Consider the following 20359-nt stretch of genomic DNA (forward strand, 5'->3'; position numbering starts at 1 on the left):
CCCCATGTCGACGACCTTGGCGACGATCCTGGCGGCGACCGCGCTGGCGCTGGCGCTCGCCAGCGCCTTTGCCAGCGGCGGCGAGACGCTGGCCGGTCAGGGCCTGGTCGTCGCCGCAGGGGGGATCGGCCTCGGGGCGGTGGCGCTGGCGCCGGCCATGGCAAGGCGCCGATTTCTGCCGCCGTCGCTGCGTTGGGCCGCAGGCTGCTGGGCCGCGCTGTCGGTCTGGTGCCTGATCCAGGCGGCACCGTTCGGCGTGTTCGTGCATCCGGCCTGGCCCGCCGCGGCCCAGGCCCTGGGCGAGCCGCAGGCCGGTGCCATCGTCCTCGACCCGCAGGCCGCGACGGACGCCGCGGCGCGGCTCGCCGCCTATGGCGGACTGTTCGCGGCCGGACTGGCGGCGGCTGAAGAGGCGCGCCGGCTCCGGGCCGCTCTCGCGCTCGCCATCGCCGCCATAGCGGCGACGGCGCTGTTCGCCGTCGACTGGGATACCGGCCCCGCCGGGCTCGCCAAGGTGCGCCAGTGGGGCGACCTCGCCTTTCCGTTTGCCAACCGCAATCACCTCTGCGTGTTTGTCGGCATCGGGGCCATTGCCGCGGCAACCGGCCTGGTGCAACCAACGGCCAGCGCCCGGTGGCGGGCCCTGCTGGGTGCCGCACTGCTGGCCTGCCTGGCGGCCGCCTTCGCCAGCCATTCCCGGGCCGGCCTGGCGGCTCTGGGAGGCGGGCTGGCCGTGGCCCTGTTGTCCGCCCTGGCGAGCCGAAAACGCCTGTTTTGGGGCATGGCGGTCGGGGCAGCGCTGGGGCTGGCCTTCGCTGCCGGGACGCTCGCCCGGCTGGAAACGCTGGGGGATGCGGCGGCCCTGCGGCTCGCCATTATCGGCGAGGCGTTTCGGCTCTCGGCCGAGCGCCCGCTGCTGGGTGTCGGCAGTTTCGACCTGGCCTTTCAGGCGATGGCGTCGGCGTTTCCGCAAGGCCTGGTGCTAAGCGCCCACAATGTGCTGGCGGAATCGCTGGTGGAACGCGGCTGGCCCGCCACCGTCGTCGCGGTCGCCGCGCTGACGCTGGTACTGGGACAATGCGCCCGCTCAATCGCGGCCGCTGGCGAATCTAGAGTGCGCGGCGCTGCCGCCATCGGTATCGCGACAATGGTGTCGCTACACGGTATGGTGGATTTCAGCGTTCACATACCCACCATCGCCGCCCTGGTCGCATTTGCGCTGGGGTCGGGTGCGGCGCCCTCCCGGCAGTCAGCACTCGCCCCGCCCGAAAAGGTGGCCCGCGGCACCCGGTTTCAGGGAGCCCGCGCATGACCATCGTCCCCGTTATCCTCTCCGGCGGCAGCGGAACCCGGCTCTGGCCGCTCTCGCGCGAACTGTATCCCAAACAGTTCCTGCCCCTGGTGGGTGCGCGCTCCATGCTCCAGGAGACCCTGGCCATGACCCAGGGCCGCGGCGACTGTGGCCAACCCCTGGTGCTGGGCAACGAGGCGCACCGTTTCATCGTTGCCCAGCAGGCCCAGGAAATCGGCTGCCCGATCCGGCCGATCGTGCTGGAGCCCACCGCCCGCAACACCGCGCCGGCGGTGGCCGCGGCCGCCACGATCCTGGCCGGGGAGAACCCGGACGCGCTTCTGCTGGTGCTGCCGGCGGACCACAGCTTTGCCGACCGGGCCGCGTTCATGGACGCCGTCGCCGCCGCCGCGCCCACGGCCGCAGCCGGACGCCTCGTCACCTTCGGGGTCAAGCCGACCCGACCGGAAACTGGCTATGGCTATATCCGCCCGGGCGGGGCGCTGCCGGATGCGGCCGGCGTGCGGGCGGTCGAGCAATTCGTCGAGAAGCCCGATGCGGACCGCGCCGCCCGGTTCCTGGCCGACGGCTATCTCTGGAACGCCGGCATCTTTCTGTTCCGCGCCGGCACGGTGCTGGAGGAAATGCGCCGGCATTGCCCCGACGCCGTTTCCGCGGCCGACGCCGCGGTGCGGGCCGGAGGGGCGGACCTGGACTTTTTCCGTCTCGGCAAGGACGCATTCGCCGCCGCCCCTTCCATCTCCATCGACCACGCGGTGATGGAAAAGACCGACCGGGCCGCGGTCCAGCCCATTGATGTCGGCTGGACCGATGTCGGCGCCTGGAGCGCGCTTTGGGACATCGGCGAAAAAGACGCCGACGGCAATGTGCTGGTCGGCGACGTCATGGCACGGACCAGCCGCAACAGCTATGCGCGCAGCGACGGCAAGCTGACCGTGCTGCTGGGGGTGGAGGACCTGGTCGTGGTCTCCACCGACGACGTCACCCTGGTTGCAGCCAAGGACCAAAGCCAGGAAATCAAAACCATCGTCGAAGCGTTGCGCGCCGCGAAGCGCGAGGAGGCGGACGCCCATGTCCGCGTCTACCGCCCGTGGGGCTTCTATCAATCGGTTCATGCCGGGGAGCGGTTTCAGGTCAAGCGCCTGACCGTGTGGCCCGGCCAACAGCTCTCCCTCCAAAAACACTATCATCGGGCAGAGCATTGGGTCGTCGTCAATGGCACCGCCGTCGTCACCCGTGACGACGAGGAAATCCTCCTGCGAGAGAACGAGTCGGTCTACCTGCCCCTGGGCTGCGTGCACCGCCTCGCCAATCCGGGCCGCCTGCCCCTCAACATCATCGAGGTGCAGTCCGGCTCCTATCTGGGAGAGGATGACATTGTCCGTTTCGAGGATACCTACGGCCGCAGCTAGCGGCACCGAAAGCCGCAGGCGATGACGGTCGTCGTCTGCGGGCTCGCCACCGTCGGGGCGAGCATGGCGGCCTGGTTGCTGGAACGCGGCCACACCGTCGTCGGCGTCGACACCGACGCCAGCAAGCGCGAGGCCGTCGCCGGCGGTCGGGCACCCGTCAGCGAGCCCGGCATGGCCGAGGCCTTCGCCGACGGTGTCGCCACGGGCCGGCTGAGCGTCGCGGATGATCTGGCCCGCGCCATGATGGACCCGGCGGTGGACACCGTCGCCATCGCCGTCGGCACGCCGCGCGCCGAGGACGGCAGCCTGTCGCTCGCGCAGATCCACGCGGCCACCAATGCCGTCATCGACGGCATCCGGCGCCGGCCGGACGGCAGCCCCGCCGTGCTGATCTGCTATCGCTCCACCGTGCCGCCCGGCACCTGTCGCGACGTGCTGCTGCCGAAGCTGGAACAGGCTCTCGGCCCCGCCGGCGGCTGGTTCGAGATCGCCTACCACCCCGAATTCCTGCGCATGGGCCACGGGCTGGAGGATGCGCGCGAACCCGGCCGGATCGTGCTGGGCGAGCGCTATCCGGGCGCGAGCCGGCGCCTGAACGGCATTTACGGCAACCCGGCGGGCCAGGTGTTCGAGATCGACTTCGCCAGCGCGGAACTGGCGAAAATGGCGGACAACACCTGGCGGGCGGCCAAGGTGGCATTTGCCAACGAAACCGCGCGCCTCGCCATGGCGACCGGGGCCGCGCCGCAGGAGGTGATGCGGGTCCTGACCGCGGACGCACGCTACAACCTCTCCGGCGCCTATCTGACGCCGGGCCTGCCGTTCGGCGGCTATTGCCTGCCGAAAGACAGCGCCGGCATTGCCGAAGCCGCGGCGGAATGGGGGGTCGAGACGCCGCTGTTCGCGGCGCTGAACCGCAGCAACGCGGCCCATGCCGACGCCATCGTCACGGCGCTGCTGGCACAATATCCGGCCGGCAGCCGGCTGTTGCAGATGGGCCTGGGCTTCAAGCCCGGCAGTGACGACCTGCGCGAAAGCCCGCTCTGCGACCTGGCGGAGCGCCTGCTGGCCTGCGGCATCTGCCTCGCCATCTGGGATCCGGCGTTTCCCGATCCGGGCGGCCTGCCGGCATCGCTGCGGTCGAGCTGGTGCGGCGAGCCGGATACGCGGGACGTTGACGCGATCATCCTGGGCCATCCCTGGCCCCGTGCGGCGCGGCGTCCGCTGGCGCCGATGATCGACCTGACCCATCTCTCCAGCCTGCAGCCCGCATTGCCCTGAGCCCGTGGCTCGGGTACAAGCGCGCCAACCTCCCCAATACCGCAGCGCAGGCCGCGCAAGGATCCGTACCGATGGCGTCGTACCAGTACATTTACGTGATGAAGGACCTGACCAAGACCTTCCCCGGCGGGAAAACGGTCTTGCAGAATATCTGGCTGTCCTTCCTGCCCGGTGCGAAAATCGGTGTGCTGGGCCTGAACGGCGCCGGCAAGTCGACGCTGATGAAAATCATGGCCGGCCTCGACACGGAGTTCAACGGCGAGGCCTGGGCCGCGGACGGGGTCAAGGTCGGCTATCTGGAGCAGGAACCCCATCTCGACCCCGCCAAGGACGTGATGGGCAATGTCATGGACGGCGTTGCCGAGACCATGGCGCTGATGGATCGGTTCAACACGGTGTCGGCCCGCTTCGGCGAGGACCTGACCGACGACGAGATGAACGATCTGATCGCCGAACAGGCGGAGTTGCAGGACAAGATCGACGCCATCAACGGCTGGGAGGTGGAGCGCAAGGTCGAGATCGCCATGGACGCGCTGCGCTGCCCGCCCGGCGACTCGCCCGTCGAGAAACTGTCCGGCGGCGAACGGCGCCGGGTGGCGCTCTGCCGCCTGCTGCTGTCGGAGCCGGACCTGTTGCTGCTCGACGAGCCCACCAACCATCTGGACGCGGAATCGGTGGCGTGGCTGGAACGCTTCCTGGAGGATTATCCCGGCACCGTCGTGGCCGTGACCCACGACCGCTATTTCCTCGACAATGTCGCCGGCTGGATCCTGGAACTGGACCGCGGCCGCGGTCTGCCGTTCGAGGGCAATTACTCGTCCTGGCTGGAGCAGAAGCAGAAGCGGCTGGAGCAGGAGGAGAAAGAGGAAAGTGCGCGCCAGCGCACCCTCAAGCAGGAGCTGGAATGGGTGCGGCAATCCCCCCGCGCCCGCCAGGCCAAGAGCAAGGCGCGCCTGCAGGCCTATGAGGAGTTGCTGCGCCAGGACGACCGCAAGTCGCTCGACAAGGCCCAGATCGTCATTCCGGCCGGCCCGCGCCTGGGCGATACGGTGATTGAGGCGGACCATCTGAGCAAGGGCTTCGGCGACCGGCTGCTGATCGACGATCTCTCGTTCAAGCTGCCGCCCGGCGGCATTGTCGGCGTCATCGGCCCGAACGGCGCCGGCAAGACCACGCTGTTCCGCATGCTGACCGGCCAGGAGACGCCGGACGAGGGTACGCTGAAGGTCGGCGACACCGTGCAACTCGGCTATATCGACCAGTCGCGCGACAGCCTCGCCGCCAACAAGACCGTGTGGGAGGAGGTCTCCGACGGTCTGGACGTGATCCAGCTCGGCAAGCAGCAGGTGCCGAGCCGCGCCTATGTCGGCGCCTTCAACTTCCGCGGCCCGGACCAGCAAAAGCGCGTCGGCCAGCTTTCCGGCGGTGAGCGCAACCGCGTGCATCTGGCCAAGATGCTGAAATCCGGCGCCAACGTCCTGCTGCTCGACGAACCGACCAACGACCTGGATGTCGATACGCTGCGGGCACTGGAAGAGGCGCTGCTGGAGTTTGCCGGCTGCGCCGTGGTCATCAGCCACGACCGCTGGTTCCTGGACCGGATCGCCACCCACATCCTGGCCTTCGAAGGCGACAGCCATGTGGAATGGTTCGAGGGCAATTTCGCCGACTACGAGGCGGACAAGAAGCGTCGCCTCGGCAAGGAGGCGGACCAGCCGCACCGCATCAAGTACAAGCCGCTGGTGCGGGCCTGACGCGCCGGGGGGCTTCCCCGGACGGCGCAGCGCGCCGATCCGGGGTCTCTCGCGGCGGGCGAACACCATTGCCGGGGTGATTGCGGGACGATGGAGATCCCGGCTCCCGCCTCCGGCGCGGCAGGGAAAGCTCTTACGCCGAGGCTCGCCTCAGCCGTCGACCTCAACGACATCGACCGCGTGGTCGGCGGCCTGCATGCCGGCGGTGCGCAGCACGCCCTTGACCGGCGCGACGTCGGTATAGTCGCGGCCGCGGGCGATCACCACATGGTCTGTGCCGGCGAAACAGGCATTGGTCGGGTCATACTCGACCCAGCCGAGTTCCGGCCCGCACCAGGCGCGGACCCAGGCGTGCATGGCATCGGCGCCTTGCAGCCTTTCCTGGCCCTCCGGCGGGATGGTGCGCAGGAAGCCGCTGACATAGCCCGCGGGAACCCCGAGCGACCGCAACGCCCCGATCATGATGTGGGTGAAATCCTGGCACACGCCGTGGCGGGCCGCGAAGGCATCCGCCATGGGCGTGTCGACCTTGGTCGCCTTGGGATCGAACGCCAAATCGCGGTGCAGCGCCAGCCCGATGGCCTCCACCGCTTCCAGCGTCGGTCGCGCCCGGGCAATGACCGTGCGGCTGTAGTCCACCAGTTGCGTCACGACCGGTACCCTGGGCGATGGTGCCAGAAAATGGTGCGGCGAGTCCGCTGCCAGCGAGCGGACCTTGGCCATCTCCGCCGCCAATGCGATCGGCCCCGGCGACGGCAGCAGGGTCGGCGGCTTCGCCAGGCGCCGGACCCGCGCGTGCAGGTGAAACTCGATTTTCTCCTGCGCAGCCTTGTAGGCCACCTCCGTCACCAGATTGCCGAAAAAGTCCGGTCGTTCGTATCGTTCGTCGGGGAAGGGCGAGACGTCCAGCTTCGCCAGGACCACGTCCTGTTCGTCGGGCATGGTGCGGGGCATCAGGCGCGCCACCTGCCGGGCACCCGCCGCCGAGGCGACGTAGAGTTGGGTGATGCGCAGTTCGATATCGTAGAGCATCGCAGCCGCCGTCAGGACAGATAGGCGGTCGTCAGCAGGTCCGAGGCCTCCCCCAGTGACTCCACCAGGTCGGCCAGCACCTGCGAATCCACCGATTCCGGCGTTCGCACCGCCATATCCGAATGAATTTTCAGCAAGGCCCGCGCCAACGGCGACATCAGGCCGAATTCCTCTGCGCCCGGCAGGCGGGCGACATGGCCGCGAAGCTGCTCCAACTGGAACAGGATCGCCCGCGGGTTCATGGTGTCGAACACCATCAGGTCCACCACCGTGTCGCGCTGTCCGCCCAGCGAATAGCGGCGATGATAGGTCATGGTGCAGTCGCCCAGTTCCAGCGCCACCTCCAACGCCCCGTCCGGTGCGGCCGGATCGGCGAAATGCGAAAGCACATCCGCCATCGCGACCGTGCGCTCGATCGAGCGGCCCACCGTCAGGAACTGCCAGTCGATGAACCGGAACATGTTTTCGTGCACCAGGCCGCTCAAGGCCGCGATCTTGTACAGCAGTTGCGTCATGGCGCGGGCGGTGTCGTCGCCCGGCACCAGGTCCGGCGCCAGATCGCTGGCGGTGTCGGCGATGTCGCGCAGCGCCGTCCATCCGTCGATCGAGAACCGGTCGTGTACCCGGCTGGCGCTGAGCACGGCCGAGTTCAGCGTCCCCAGCAACTCCGCCGGCATGGGCTTATCCGGGTCCAGCGGCAGGGTTTCGAGATAGTCGGCGATGCTGGAGTGCAGCGGCCCCTTCCAGTCCCCGGTCTCGGCAAAGCGCGTGTGCTGGGCGCGCAGAACGCGCACCATGTTTTCCGCCCGCTCCACATAGCGGCCGAGCCAGTACAGATTGTCCGCCGCCCGGCTCGGCAGCGTGCCGATGCGCGGCCGGGGATAGCGGCCGGTGGCGGGCGGCGCCATGGTATCCGCCGGCACCGGCCCGTCGCTCACCACCCAGACATCGGCGACGGATCCGCCGCGCTTCATCGAGGTGGCCATCACGTCCTGGGTGCGGCCGATGCGGGCATAGCCGCCCGGCATCATCTTCCATCCGTCCGCCGTGCGACACAGATAGAGGCGCAGGCTCATGGGCCGCGGCACCAACTGGCCGTCGATATAGGCGGGCGTGGTCGAGAGGCTGGCGATTTCCTGCCCGACAAGGCTGGCACCCTCGCGCTTCAGGCGCTCATCCAGCGTACCGGCGATGTCGGCGCCGAAGGCGATGTCGTCCGCGGGATCGAACGGCATGCGTGGCGACAAGGCCGGGCTGATCAGCATACGGGCGGCATTGGCCTGCACATAGGCGCGCGCCGACGGGTCGCCGCACCACCAGGTGGCCACATTCGGCAGTTTCAGGGATTCGTCGAACCAGACCTGGCAGATGCGCGACAGGAACGCCATCAGCGCGCGGGCCTCGATCACGCCGGAGCCCAGATTGTTGGCGAGGTGCAGATGGCCGGCGCGCAGGGCGCCCAGCAGGCCGGGCGTGCCCATGCCCGACAACTCGTCCAGGTCGAGCGGGTCGGCAAGGCGCGCCGGGATGCGGCGCCAGATCGCGCTGACCGGGGTCAGGCCGGCCACGGTGCGCACCATGGCCTTGCCGTCCTCGACCGTCAGGTCCTCCCCTTCCAGCAGCATCAGGCCCAGATAGCGCGCGATATAGGCGTGCTCCAGGTAATCCTCGTTCAGCAGGCGCGAGGTCAGGATGCCGACGCGGCCGTCCGGGACGGTGTTGTGCGCCTGCAACGCCTCGCGGAAGGCGCGGAAAAAGCCGGCGAGGCGGTAGACATTCACCTGCGCGAACAGTTCCGGGAACACTCGCGAGGTGGCGAGCCGGTTTTCCAGCGCGATGCCGACGCCGGCCGGGGCCTGCGCGCGGTCGCTCAACACCCACCAGTCGCCGTTCGGCCCGCGTCCGACCTCGAAGGCGATGAAATGCAGGTGGTGGCCGGACACTGGCTGAATGCCCACCATCGGCCGCAACCATGCGGGATTGGCCGCGATCAGGCTGGCGGGCAGCAATCCGTCCCGGATCAGGCGGTTTTCGCCATAGAGGTCTGCAACCACCGCCTCCAGCACCTCGGCCCGTTGCACCAGGCCCTCGGCGAGGTGTTGCCATTCGCGTTCGTTGATGATGACGGGAACGTGGCTGAGCGGCCAGGCGCGCTCCGCCGGAGCCTCGCCGGTCTGCTGCCGGAAAAACACACCGGCATCGCGCAGATACTGGTCGCCCCGGCGGGCGCGTGCGGCAATCTCGTCCGGCCCCAGGGTGGCAAAATGATCGAGAAAGGCTTGCCAGGCCGGGCGAACCGCCCCGGTGGTGTCCAGCAACTCGTCTGCCGCACCGTTCGGCGGGCGGTATTGGCCAAGCACGGTCGCACTGGCATCGTCGACCGGCAGATTGGGTTTTGGCAACGCGGTCAAGGCTCCGGTGGCCGGCGTAGGTCAAGGGTCATTGGAAACTCGGGATGCGGCCGCTCTGGCACCAGCACGTAACTGCCGGGGGTGTGCCCGAACGGCTCGAACCGAGACAAGCGCCTCGCCTCCGCTTCGTTGTTGTTGACTGGAAACGTATCATACGCTCTTCCGCCCGGATGTGCCACATGATACCGGCACCCGCCAATGGCGCGACCACTCCAGCGGTCGAACAGATCGAACACCAGCGGCGCGTCGACCGGCAGCACCGGGTGCAGCGCCATGGCCGGCTGCCAGGCCTTGTAGCGCACGCCGCCCACCGCCTCGTCATTGGTCCCGGTCGGGCGCATGGGCACCGGCCGGCGGTTGCAAGCCACGGAATATCGGTCGGGATCCGCGCCCGAAAGCTTTACCTGCACCCGCTCGGTCGAGCTGTCGGTGTAGCGCGCGGTGCCGCCGATCGCGCCGACCTCGCCCAGCACATGCCAGGGCTCCAGCGCCTGCCGCACCTCCAGATGCACGCCCTCGGCCTCCACCTCGCCGAAGAAGGGGAAGCGGAATTCCTGCTGGGCTTCGAACCATTCGCTGCGAATCGGGAAGCCGTGGTCGGCCAGGTCGCGCAACACTTCCTGGAAGTCCTCCCACACATAATGGGGCAGCATGAACCGGTCGTGCAGGCTGGTGCCCCAGCGCGCGAGCCGGCCCTTGACCGGCGACTGCCAGAGCCGGGCCAGGATCGCGCGGACCAGCAATTGCTGCGCCAGGCTCATGCGGGCGTTGGGCGGCATTTCGAAACCGCGGAACTCGATCAGGCCCAGCCGTCCGGTCGGTCCATCCGGCGAATACAGCTTGTCGATGCAGATTTCGGAGCGGTGGGTGTTGCCGGTCACGTCCACCATGATGTTGCGCAACAGACGGTCCAATAGCCAGGGGGGCGGTGCGGCCCCCTCCCCCGGATTGGGGATTTGCGAGAGCGCCGTCTCCAACTCGTAGAGGCTGTCGTGGCGGGCCTCGTCGATGCGCGGCGCCTGGCTGGTCGGCCCGATGAACAGGCCGCTGAACAGGTAGGAGAGGCTGGGATGGCGCTGCCAGTAGAGGATCAGACTGCGCAGCAGGTCCGGACGGCGCAGGAAGGGGCTGTCCAGCGTGGTCGCCCCGCCCACGACGACGTGGTTGCCGCCACCGGTACCGGTGTGGCGGCCGTCGATCATGAATTTGTCGGCACCGAGCCGCGACTGGCGCGCATCCTCGTAAATCGCCTCGGTGGTGGCGACGCAATCCTCCCAGCTTTCGGCCGGATGGATGTTCACCTCGATCACGCCGGGGTCCGGCGCGACGCGGATCACATTCAGGCGCGGGTCGTGCGGCGGGGCGTAGCCTTCGATATGCACCGGCAGGTTCAACGCCGTGGCCGATGCCTCCGCCGCCGCCAGCAATTCCAGATAATCCTCCAGGCGCTCCACCGGCGGCATGAACACGCAAAGCTTGCCGTCGCGGGGCTCCACGGTCATGGCGGTGCGCACGGCGCCGCTGATCTCGGCCGCGGCCACCTGGGGAATGAAGGTGCCGCGGGGCTCATCCGGCACGAAGCTGGCGACCGGCTGGGCGCGCAACCCTTCGGAGACCTGCGGCAACCGGTGTTGCGGCAGCTCCGGCCGGTCTTCGGTCGGGTCCGCCGGCAAGACGTAGGGGTAGCTGGCCGCCGGAATATGCGGCAGCGAACTCAGCGGCAGGCGGTAGCCGGCGGCGCTGTCGCCCGGCACCAGCAACACATAGCCGCGGCGCAGGCGCCAGCGTTCGGAGAGCCACTGGCGGCCACCGGCCCGCGCCTGCCAGCGCTGCACCGGCAACACATAGCTGGTCGGGTGGCTGAGGCCGCGGGCGAACACGCGGGCGATGCGGTTGCGTTCCTCCGCATCCTCCAGCCGGGAATCGTCCGGCGTCACGTTTTCCGGCAGGTTCGCCTCGCGCACCAGCCATTCGGCCGGGTCCTCGTAGGCGGGCACCACATGGGCCGGGTCCACCTCCAGCGCCTCGGCGATGCCGGTGAGCAGGCGGGCCGCGTCGTCTGCCGTGACCGGGTAATCCTTCGATTCGTCCGCGATCAACCGCGGGTTCGACCAGACCGGCTGGCCGTCCTTGCGCCAGTAAAGCGAGAAGGTCCATCGCGGCAGCGTCTCGCCCGGATACCACTTGCCCTGGCCGTAGTGGAGGAAGCCGTTGGGCGCAAAGTTCTCGCGCAAGCGCCGGATCAGCCGGTCCGCCAGCCCGCGCTTGGTCGGCCCGACGGCGTCGGCGTTCCATTCCTCCGCCTCGAAATCGTCGATGGAGACGAAGGTCGGCTCGCCGCCCATGGTCAGGCGCATGTCGCCCTGCTGCAAGGCCCGGTCGACCTTCTGCCCGAGGGCGTTCAGCGCGTCCCAGCTTTCGTCCGAAAACGGCTTGGTGATGCGCGGATGCTCGGCCACCCGCTCCACCCGCATGTCGAAGGCGAACTCGACCTTGGCGTCGCTGGCAAGGCCGTAGATCGGCGCGGCGTTGCGGTAGTGCGGCGTCGCCGCCAGCGGGATATGGCTCTCGCCGGTGAGCAGGCCCGAGGTCGGATCGAGCCCGACCCAGCCGGCGCCGGGCAGGTACACCTCGGCCCAGGCGTGCAGGTCGGTGAAGTCCACTTCCGTGCCGGAGGGGCCGTCCAGCGCCTTCAGGTCGGGCTTCAACTGGATCAGATAGCCGGAGACGAAGCGGGCCGCCAGGCCCAGATGGCGGAACAACTGCACCAGCAGCCAGGTGGAGTCGCGGCAGGAGCCGCGGCCGGAGATCAGCGTCTCCTCCGGCGTCTGGACGCCCGGTTCCATGCGGATCACGTATTCGACCGCGTTGGCGACCCGTCGGTTCAGGTCGACGATGAAATCCACCGTGCGCAGCGGCGTGCGCGGCACCGCATCCAGAAAGCCTTGCAGGTGCGGGCCGGCCGGCTCGGTCTTGCGATAGATGGTGAGGTCGTCGCTCAGGGCCTCCGGATAGGCGAACGGCCATTCCTCGGCGATGTCCTCGATGAAGAAGTCGAACGGGTTGTAGACGGTCATGTCCGCCACCAGGTCGACCTCGATCTTGAACTCCCGCACCGGCTCCGGGAACACATAGCGGGTGAGCCAGTTGCCGTACGGGTCCTGCTGGTGGTTGACGAAATGCTCGACCGGCTGGACCTTCTGGGAATACGAGAGAACCCGCGTACGGGAATGCGGCGCCGGGCGCAAACGCACCACCTGCGGCCCCAGCGTCACCGGCCGGTCGTACTTGTAGTGGGTCAGGTGGTAGATGCTGGCTTTGATCGACACGAGTCTTTCTTCCTGCAACCGGCGGCTGGGGATAACGCAAAGCGGAATGGCCGAAGGCTAGACCGAGATTGTTGCGGCGTCGAGCCACAGAAACCAAGTCATTCCAAAGACGCAGCCGGCCTTGCCGCAGCGGCCATGTCCGTTGGCGAAAGTGAACGTCTGGCGACATCATTTCCGCCCTCAAAACGGGTGCGGACTGGAAAAACAATGGGCACCGGCGGATCATTGACCGATCAAATGATGAAAAGGTCGGCAGACTCCGGATAAAATAGCCGCCATTGCCGGCAGACCGCGAGGCAGGACCTAGAACTGCGTCTCGGGACGCCCTATGGTATGTCGGATGATTGGACCCTAGCGGAAAGAACGAGGCCCCTGTGCTGCAACCTGGCACCTCTGAATCGAGCCATCGTCGCACCCAACCCGCCGCCGGCCTGCTGAGCCGGTACGATCACGGCCACTTCTTTTGCGAACTGGCCTCGCAACGGGCCGGCAACCCGGACGTGACGCGCATCTGGCAACGCCTGGATGGCATGGATACCGCCAGTCTGCGGCGGCGGGTCCGGTATGCGGACCAGGAATTGTTCAACCTGGGCATTACCTTCACGGTGTACTCGGATCGGGATGCGATCGACCGGGTGCTGCCTTTCGACGTCATCCCGCGCATTCTGACCGCCACCGACTGGGACCGCATCCGCCGCGGCGTCGAGCAGCGGGTCGCCGCGATCAACCTGTTTCTGCGCGATATCTACAATGACGGCCACATCTTCCGCGATGGCGTGATCCCGGAAGAACTGGTGAAACGCAATCCGCAGTATCGCAAGGAAATGGAAGGCTTCGTGCCGCCGAAAGGGGTCTATGCCCATATCGCCGGCATCGACATCGTGCGCAACGACGCCGGCCAGTTCATGGTGCTGGAGGACAACGCACGCACGCCGTCCGGCGTTTCCTATGTGATCGAGAACCGCCACCTGATGATGCGCGCGTTTCCCGATCTGGCCGAAGGCGTCGGCATCGCCGACGTCGACGACTATGGCCGGCAATTGGCCAAGGCCCTGCGCGCCGTGGCGCCGGAAGGGGTGAGCGACCCGACCGTGGTGGTGATGACCCCCGGCGTCTTCAACTCCGCCTATTTCGAGCACATCTTCCTGGCCCGCGAGATGGGCGTGCCCCTGGTCGAAGGTCGCGATCTGGTGGTGGAAAACGACCGCGTCTACAAGCGCACCACGTCGGGCCTGCAACCGGTCCACGTCATCTACCGCCGCATCGACGACGATTTCCTCGACCCCAGGGCGTTCCGCAAGGACAGCGTTCTGGGCGTGCCGGGCCTGTTCGCGGCCTACCGCAAGGGCAATGTCACCCTGGCGAACGCGGTCGGCACGGGCGCGGCCGACGACAAGGCGATTTATGCCTATATGCCCCGGATCATTCGCTATTACCTGGAACAGGACCCGATCCTGAACAATGTCGAGACCCATATCTGCCGCGAGGAGGAAGGCCTCGCCTACACGCTCGCCAATCTGGAAAATCTGGTGACGAAGCCTGTGGGCGGTTCGGGCGGATACGGTGTCGTGGTCGGGCCGCATGCCAGCAAGAAGGCGCTGCGCGAATTGCGCAAGCAGGTCACGGCCGATCCCGCCAATTTCATCAGCCAGCCGATGATCAATCTCTCGGTCGCGCCCACCCTCACCCGCCAGGGGGTGGAGCCGCGCCATGTCGACCTGCGCCCGTTCGCGGTCACCGGCGACAGCACCTGGGTCTTGCCCGGCGGCCTGACCCGCGTTGCGCTGAAACGGGGTTCGCTGGTGGTGAATTCCTCCCAAGGCGGCGGTTCGAAGGATACCTGGGTCCTTGTCTAGTCTGCTCTCCCGCTTCGCGTCCGACCTGTTCTGGCTCGCCCGCTATCTGGAGCGGGCCGAGGCTCTGGCGCGGCTGATCGACATCACCAAAACCTATGCCGGCACCGAGACATCCGGCGCCAAATGGGAACGCATCCTGCGGATTTGCGGCGATCTGGAGCGCTATCGCGAAGGCAACAACGATGCCGAAGCCGGCTCTATCCTGGCCTTTTATCTGCTGGATGCGCGCAACCCGACGTCGATCGCCTACGCCGTGCGCATGGCGCGCGAGAACGCCCGCGGTGCGCGCCACCTGATCAGCACCGAGTTGTGGACGCACCTGAACATGCTTCACAACAGCTATGCGAAATACACCGGCCGCGATATCCGCCTGAACAACGTGACCGAGGTCTGCCAGGAGATCAAAACCGCCTGCCAGGCGGGCGAAGGCATCGTGGAAAGCACGCTGACCCGCGGCGAGCCCTGGTTCTTCTACAATCTGGGCAAGCAGATCGAGCGGGCGGATCAGACCACGCGCGTGCTCGATATCGGCTTTTTGAGCCTGGCCACGGACGACGACGATCAGGCCCTGCTGTCGGTGCAATGGAACGCGCTGATCCGGTCGCTGGCCGGCTATCACCTCTATCGCAGCAAATACCCGGCCGGGGATTATGCGCGCGACGTCGTGACATTCATGATGTTCGAGCCGGAGTTCAGCCGGTCGGTGACCTGCTGCAACGAAGCGATCGCGGTCAATCTGCGCCGGCTGAAACGGCGCCTTCCGGGCGTTCCCACCGATGTCATCGACAAGGCGCACGGGACATTGACCCAGCGCCTGGACGCCGGGCTGGAGCAGCCGATGAACCCGGCGCAACTGCACCAATACCTGGACCAGGTTCAACTCGATCTGGGCTCTCTGTCAGAGGCCATCGCCGACACTTATTTCCCGTCGGAGGAACAGGAAAAGCCTTGAACTTTTCTTCCTTCCAATAAGTTGCACCGATAATCTGCCGTGTCGCTTTAGCCTGCTGTGAAGGCCCGGCAGGTCAGTGCCGGCCTGAGGTCCTACCGGCCGGCGAACCCGCCCCTACCCGACAACGCCAAGGACGCATCCTCCCCTGCGCCTTGAGGGATGGGCTTGTTCCTGTCGCCATGCCGTGGCCGGGACAAGCGCCACCCGGGCTTTGGAAGCGGAAGACAGATGCCTACAAAGTCTGGTATCAGACCGGCTGTCAAAGCCGAACCAACAGGGAGGATCGGACCCATGTCTCTCACCATCAAGGCGGCCCTCGCCGGCCTCGCCACCGGGCTGCTGATGCATTCGGCCGCCATGGCCGCCGACATCAAGGTCGGCCTGCTGCTGCCCTATTCCGGCGTCTATGCCGCGCTGGGCAAGGAAATCGACGACGGCTTCATGCTGGCGGTCGAAACCCATGGCAAGGATTCGGGCGCCACATTCTCGCTGGTGCGCGAGGATACGGAGGTGAAACCGCCCGTCGGCCTCGCCAAGGCGAAGAAGCTGATTTTGCAGGACAAGGTCACGGTCATGGCCGGCATCGTCTCGTCCGGCGTGCTGGGCGCGGTGCGCGACCTGGTGGACGGCGCGAAAACGCCGCTGATCGTCGCCAATGCCGGCAACGACAACGCCACGGGCAAGGATTGCAGCCCCTATATCGTGCGGCTCTCCTTCTCCAACAGCCAGGTCAACCGGCCGATGGCGCCTTGGATGTTCAAGCAAGGCGTGCGCAAGGTCTTCACCATGGCGCCGGATTATACTGCCGGCCGGCAGATGATCGACACGTTTACCGCCGCCTTCACCGCCGCCGGCGGCGAAGTCGTCGGCCAGGAATTCACGCCCTTCCGCAAGACCCAGGATTTCGGCCCCTATCTGACCAAGGCCCAGTCCAGCGGCGCCGATGCGGTGTTCGTGTTCTATGCCGGCGGCGAGGCGATTGCGTTCGTCAAACAGTATGACAGCTTCGGCCTGAAAGGCAGCATGCCGCTCTACGGCTCCGGCTTCCTGACCTCGCCGCTGTATGTCAACGCGGAAGGGCCGGCGGCCGAGGGCGTCATCACCTCGCTGCATTATATTCCGACCCTGGATACGCCGGTGAACAAGGACTTCATCGCCGCGTTCAAGGCCAAGTTCGACCGCGTGCCGTCCGAGTATGCGGTGCAGGGCTACGATTCCGGCCGCGCGCTGGTGGAGGCGGTGAAAGCGGGCGCCATGGACCGCGAATCCCTCGCCGCCGCCCTGCCCAAGGTCAGCTTCGAGGGGCCGCGCGGCAAGCTCTCCATCGACCCGGCCACCAACAACATCGTCCAGCCGATCTATGTCTACGAGACGGTGAAGGGCGCGGACGGCCTGACCCAGAAGCTGCTCGCCACCCTCCCCGACGAGCGCGACCCGGTGAACGGCTGCCAGATGTAGGCAAACCCGCGGGAGCGGTACCCCATCGCTCCCGAAGGTTTGCGCCAGGAGACCCCGCCCCGCCATGAGTGATGCCGGTTTCTGGGTGTTGCAGACGCTGAACGCGCTGCAACTCTCCATGCTGCTATTCCTGCTGTCCATCGGTCTGACGGTCATTTTCGGCCTGATGCATTTCGTCAACCTGGCCCATGGCGCGCTCTATGCCCTGGGCGCCTATCTGGCGGCGACGGTGGCGGGGCTGGCCGGTTTTTGGTGGGGGTTCCTGCTGGCGCCGGTGGGGGTCGCGGCGGTGGGCGTGCTGCTCTATGCCGGCCTGATCCGCCATCTGCGCCGGGCCGGGCCGATGGCGCAGGTGTTGGTGACGTTCGGGCTGATCTTCGCGCTGCTGGACCTGACCCGCATCGTCTGGGGCGACCTGCCCCAGAGCCTGGCGACCCCGGACCTGCTGGCTGGCCGCGTGGCGCTGCTGGGCGTCGAGTATCCGGCCTTCCGCCTGTTCATCATCGCGCTGGGCCTGGGGGTGCTGGCGGCGCTCGCCTTCGCGCTGAACCGCACGCCCGTCGGCGCCATGATCCGGGCCGGGGTCGACAACGACGCCATGGCTGCCTGCCTGGGCATCCATGTGGAGCGGCTGTTCTTCCTGGTGTTCTGCGTCGGCTGCGCGCTGGCGGGCCTCGCCGGAGCCGTGGCCGCCCCCCTGCTCTCGGTGCGGCCGGAGATGGGGCTGGAAATCCTGATCCCCACATTGATCGTCATCGTCATCGGCGGCCTCGGCAGCCTGAGGGGGGCGGTGGCCGGCTCGCTGATCTTCGGCTTCGTCCAGACCTTCGGCGCCGTGCTGGCGCCGCAACTGGCCTCCGTGCTGATTTACGGCCTGCTGGCCGCGGTGCTGGTGATCCGCCCGGCCGGCCTGTTCCCGGCCCGTGTTTAGGGGCTGAGCCCGCATGTTCCATCACACGCCCCTCCGCCTATTCGCGCTCGCCCTGCTGGCCGCGGGCGGGCTCGTCTATGCCGAACGCGCCGGCTATTTCGGCCTGGAAATCCTGGCTGAGATGGCAATCCTGGCCCTGCTGGCGCTGAGCCTGGACCTGGTGGCGGGCTTCGGCGGCATGGTCTCGCTCTGCCATGGGGCGCTGATGGGCGCCGGCGCCTATGCCTATGCCCTGCTGACGACAGAGGCCGGCTGGAGCGCGCCGCTGGCCATCGCCGCGGCCATGGCGCTTGCGGGCGTGGTCGCCTGGGGCATCGGCGCCATCTGCGCCCGCGCGCACGGCATTTTCTTCATCATGGCCACCCTCGCCTTCGGCCAGATGGGCTATTCCTACGTGTTCGAGTCGCCGTTGTTCGGTGGCGACGACGGCCTGGCCGGCATCCCGCGGCTCGATCTCTCAGGCGTGGGGGTCGACCTCGGCGACTCGCAGAGCTTTGCGCTGTTCTGCCTGTTCGCTGTCCTGGTCGGCTATGGTCTCTGCGTGGGATTGCTGCGCTCGGGCCTGGGCCAGAGCCTGGTGGGCATCCGCCACAACGAGCAGCGCATGCGCGCCCTCGGCCTCACCGTCTGGCGGGTGAAGGCGGATGCGTTCGGGCTGTCCGGCCTACTCGCGGGCGCCGCCGGCGCGCTAGCGGCGCAACACAGCCTGTTCGTCTCGCCGGGCCTCCTGTCCTGGACGGTCTCCGGCGAGGCGCTGGTGGTGGTGATCCTGGGCGGGCTCGGCACCCTGGTCGGGCCGTTGGTGGGGGCCGCCGCCTTCGTCACGCTGAAGCACGAGATCAGCGCCTACACCAACCATTGGCACCTGATCGTGGGATTGATCCTGATCGCCGTGGTGATGACCGGAACCAACGGCCTGTTCGGCTGGCTGGAGGCAGGCCTCGCCCGTCTGCGCCCGGCCCGGAGCCGCGGCCATGCTTGAAACCCGCAACCTCTGCAAGAGCTTCGGCGCGATCCCGGTGACGCGCCATGTCTCGCTGACACTGGAACGGGGCGAGCGGCGCGTGCTGCTGGGCCCGAACGGCGCCGGCAAGACCACGCTGTTCCACCAGCTGGCGGGCGAGTTGAAGCCGGACAGCGGCTCGATCCATCTGGCGGGCCAGGACATCACCCGGCTGGGCGTGGCGGCCCGGGCGCGGCGGGGCCTCGCGCGCAGCTATCAGCGCAACACCCTGTTCGACGACCTGACCGTCGCCGAGAATCTGGGGCTCGCCGCCGCCATCGCGCTCGGCCATGCCCGCGCACTGCACCGCAGCGCCCTCGCCCGGCCGGAAGTGCGCGAGACCGTGGCGGAGGTGGCCGCCCGGACCGGCCTTGCCGCCTTGCTCGACCGGAGGGTCAGCGCTATCTCCTATGGCTTTCGCCGCCAGTTGGAGGTCGCGCTGGCACTGGCGACCCGGCCCGCGGTCATCCTGATGGACGAGCCCAGTTCCGGCGTCGGGCCGGAGCAGGCCAAGAGCCTGCACGGCCTGCTGCTGGGCCTGCCGCGCGACCTGACGCTGCTGATCGTCGAACACGACATGGACCTGGCCTTCGCCGTCGCCGACAGCGTGACCGTGCTGAACCAGGGCGAGGTGGTGTTCGATGGCCCGCCGGACGCCGCCCGCGCCAGCCCACTGCTGCGCGAGATCTATCTGGGGAGCTGGGCCGATGCTTGAGCTGCGCGCCGTCGACAGCGGCTATGGCGACACCCAGGTGCTGCACGGCATGGACTTCCGGGTCGAGCCGGGCCAGGTGCTGGCGCTGCTGGGGCGCAACGGTGTGGGAAAATCCACCACGCTCAAGACGATCATGGGGCTGATCCCGACGCGCGCCGGCCGGATGCTGTTCGACGGCCAGCCGCTCAACGGCCTCCGCCCGGACCGAATCGCCCGCCGCGGCATCGCCTATGTGCCCGAGACGCGCGACATCTTCCCCTCGCTGAGCGTGCGCGAAAACCTGGAGATCGTCGCGCGCCGGTTCCGTCCTGCGGGCAATGCGGGTGCGGCCTGGACGCTGGAGCGGGTGCTGGCCCTGTTTCCGGCGCTGGGCGGCCGCCTCGGCAATGGCGGCACGCAGCTTTCCGGCGGCGAGCAACAGATGCTGGCCATTGCCCGCGCCCTGCTGATGAACCCGCGCCTGCTGCTGCTGGACGAGCCGACCGAGGGCCTGGCGCCGATCATCGTGCGCACCATCCACGACAAGCTGGCGGAGTTGAAGGCCACCGGCCTCACCATTCTCCTGGTCGAGCAGAATTTCGGCTTCGCCACCAGCCTGGCCGACGCGGTGGCGGTGGTGGGCCGCGGCCACATCGTCTGGACCGGCACCCCCCCCGCCATCCGCGCCGACGCGGCGGCTCAGCATCTTTGGTTAGGGGTGTAGCGGGGAGCCGCCCTGAACGTGTTGCAGGGCCCATGCCTGCGCAATGCTCATAAAATCCGGCGCCTGTCGGAGTGCCTCAGGCATGGATCCCAAATCAAGTTTGGGATGGGGTAGCCGGGGCCGAGAAACACGTCTCAAGACCGTCAACGGCTGGCTGGCGCACCTCGAAGGAGAGACTTCGAACGCGCTATTCGACGCTCTGAAGGATTG

The 20359-nt window shown here is 67.8% G+C and carries 14 protein-coding genes; 11 read left to right on the plus strand and 3 right to left on the minus strand.

Annotated features, from left to right (window positions below):
* Positions 1-4 precede the first annotated feature (4 nt).
* The 4 genes from H6844_19100 to ettA all read left to right on the plus strand — a co-directional run bounded on the left by H6844_19100 (position 5) and on the right by ettA (position 5759).
* On the plus strand, positions 5-1312 hold the full coding sequence (locus H6844_19100) for an O-antigen ligase family protein (protein ID MCB9931514.1): 1308 nt from the start codon (positions 5-7) through the stop codon (positions 1310-1312).
* Entirely contained in the window at positions 1309-2724 is a 1416-nt protein-coding gene (locus tag H6844_19105) for a mannose-1-phosphate guanylyltransferase/mannose-6-phosphate isomerase (GenBank protein ID MCB9931515.1), read from the plus strand. The genes H6844_19100 and H6844_19105 overlap by 4 nt, the downstream gene beginning before the upstream one ends.
* 21 nt (positions 2725-2745) lie before the next feature.
* A complete protein-coding gene (locus H6844_19110) occupies positions 2746-4005 on the plus strand; it encodes a nucleotide sugar dehydrogenase (GenBank protein MCB9931516.1) in 1260 nt (419 codons plus the stop codon).
* 71 nt (positions 4006-4076) lie between these two features.
* Complete coding sequence (gene ettA / locus H6844_19115; GenBank protein MCB9931517.1) at positions 4077-5759, plus strand: energy-dependent translational throttle protein EttA; 1683 nt, start codon at positions 4077-4079, stop codon at positions 5757-5759.
* Positions 5760-5909: 150 nt separating this feature from the next.
* On the opposite strand, the gene H6844_19120 is transcribed toward ettA, so the two are convergent.
* Genes H6844_19120 through H6844_19130 form a run of 3 tightly spaced genes read right to left on the minus strand, consistent with a single transcriptional unit; the run spans position 5910 to position 12531 of the window.
* Positions 5910-6791 (minus strand): transglutaminase family protein, encoded by an 882-nt coding sequence (locus H6844_19120; protein MCB9931518.1) that lies wholly within the window; start codon positions 6789-6791, stop codon positions 5910-5912.
* 11 nt (positions 6792-6802) lie between these two features.
* Entirely contained in the window at positions 6803-9178 is a 2376-nt protein-coding gene (locus tag H6844_19125) for a circularly permuted type 2 ATP-grasp protein (protein MCB9931519.1), read from the minus strand.
* 20 nt (positions 9179-9198) lie between these two features.
* The gene (locus tag H6844_19130; GenBank protein MCB9931520.1) at positions 9199-12531 is read right to left on the minus strand and encodes a transglutaminase family protein; all 3333 of its coding nucleotides are present in this window, start codon (positions 12529-12531) and stop codon (positions 9199-9201) included.
* A 530-nt stretch (positions 12532-13061) separates the two neighbouring features.
* Here H6844_19130 and H6844_19135 point away from each other — a divergent pair.
* The 7 genes from H6844_19135 to H6844_19165 all read left to right on the plus strand — a co-directional run bounded on the left by H6844_19135 (position 13062) and on the right by H6844_19165 (position 20149).
* On the plus strand, positions 13062-14387 hold the full coding sequence (locus H6844_19135; GenBank protein MCB9931521.1) for a circularly permuted type 2 ATP-grasp protein: 1326 nt from the start codon (positions 13062-13064) through the stop codon (positions 14385-14387).
* Positions 14380-15339 (plus strand): alpha-E domain-containing protein, encoded by a 960-nt coding sequence (locus tag H6844_19140; GenBank protein MCB9931522.1) that lies wholly within the window; start codon positions 14380-14382, stop codon positions 15337-15339. The genes H6844_19135 and H6844_19140 overlap by 8 nt, the downstream gene beginning before the upstream one ends.
* A gap of 291 nt (positions 15340-15630) precedes the next feature.
* On the plus strand, positions 15631-16797 hold the full coding sequence (locus tag H6844_19145; GenBank protein MCB9931523.1) for an ABC transporter substrate-binding protein: 1167 nt from the start codon (positions 15631-15633) through the stop codon (positions 16795-16797).
* 64 nt (positions 16798-16861) lie between these two features.
* A complete protein-coding gene (locus H6844_19150) occupies positions 16862-17728 on the plus strand; it encodes a branched-chain amino acid ABC transporter permease (GenBank protein ID MCB9931524.1) in 867 nt (288 codons plus the stop codon).
* Between the two features lie 13 nt (positions 17729-17741).
* Positions 17742-18710 (plus strand): branched-chain amino acid ABC transporter permease, encoded by a 969-nt coding sequence (locus H6844_19155; GenBank protein ID MCB9931525.1) that lies wholly within the window; start codon positions 17742-17744, stop codon positions 18708-18710.
* A complete protein-coding gene (locus H6844_19160; GenBank protein ID MCB9931526.1) occupies positions 18703-19446 on the plus strand; it encodes an ATP-binding cassette domain-containing protein in 744 nt (247 codons plus the stop codon). The genes H6844_19155 and H6844_19160 overlap by 8 nt, the downstream gene beginning before the upstream one ends.
* Positions 19439-20149 (plus strand): ABC transporter ATP-binding protein, encoded by a 711-nt coding sequence (locus H6844_19165; protein MCB9931527.1) that lies wholly within the window; start codon positions 19439-19441, stop codon positions 20147-20149. The genes H6844_19160 and H6844_19165 overlap by 8 nt, the downstream gene beginning before the upstream one ends.
* Positions 20150-20359 lie beyond the last annotated feature (210 nt).

The sequence above is a fragment of the Alphaproteobacteria bacterium genome (assembly GCA_020638555.1).
Classification (GTDB): domain Bacteria; phylum Pseudomonadota; class Alphaproteobacteria; order Bin95; family Bin95; genus JACKII01.

Excerpts from the sequence above, each read along its gene's own strand:
- H6844_19160 (MCB9931526.1), top strand. The coding sequence starts at position 18,703 with ATGCTTGAAACCCGCAACCTCTGCAAGAGCTTCGGCGCGATCCCGGTG.
- H6844_19110 (MCB9931516.1), top strand. The coding sequence starts at position 2,746 with ATGACGGTCGTCGTCTGCGGGCTCGCCACCGTCGGGGCGAGCATGGCG.
- H6844_19105 (MCB9931515.1), top strand. The coding sequence starts at position 1,309 with ATGACCATCGTCCCCGTTATCCTCTCCGGCGGCAGCGGAACCCGGCTC.
- H6844_19145 (MCB9931523.1), top strand. The coding sequence starts at position 15,631 with ATGTCTCTCACCATCAAGGCGGCCCTCGCCGGCCTCGCCACCGGGCTG.
- H6844_19150 (MCB9931524.1), top strand. The coding sequence starts at position 16,862 with ATGAGTGATGCCGGTTTCTGGGTGTTGCAGACGCTGAACGCGCTGCAA.
- H6844_19135 (MCB9931521.1), top strand. The coding sequence starts at position 13,062 with ATGGATACCGCCAGTCTGCGGCGGCGGGTCCGGTATGCGGACCAGGAA.
- H6844_19120 (MCB9931518.1), bottom strand. The coding sequence starts at position 6,791 with ATGCTCTACGATATCGAACTGCGCATCACCCAACTCTACGTCGCCTCG.
- H6844_19165 (MCB9931527.1), top strand. The coding sequence starts at position 19,439 with ATGCTTGAGCTGCGCGCCGTCGACAGCGGCTATGGCGACACCCAGGTG.
- H6844_19100 (MCB9931514.1), top strand. The coding sequence starts at position 5 with ATGTCGACGACCTTGGCGACGATCCTGGCGGCGACCGCGCTGGCGCTG.
- H6844_19155 (MCB9931525.1), top strand. The coding sequence starts at position 17,742 with ATGTTCCATCACACGCCCCTCCGCCTATTCGCGCTCGCCCTGCTGGCC.
- ettA (MCB9931517.1), top strand. The coding sequence starts at position 4,077 with ATGGCGTCGTACCAGTACATTTACGTGATGAAGGACCTGACCAAGACC.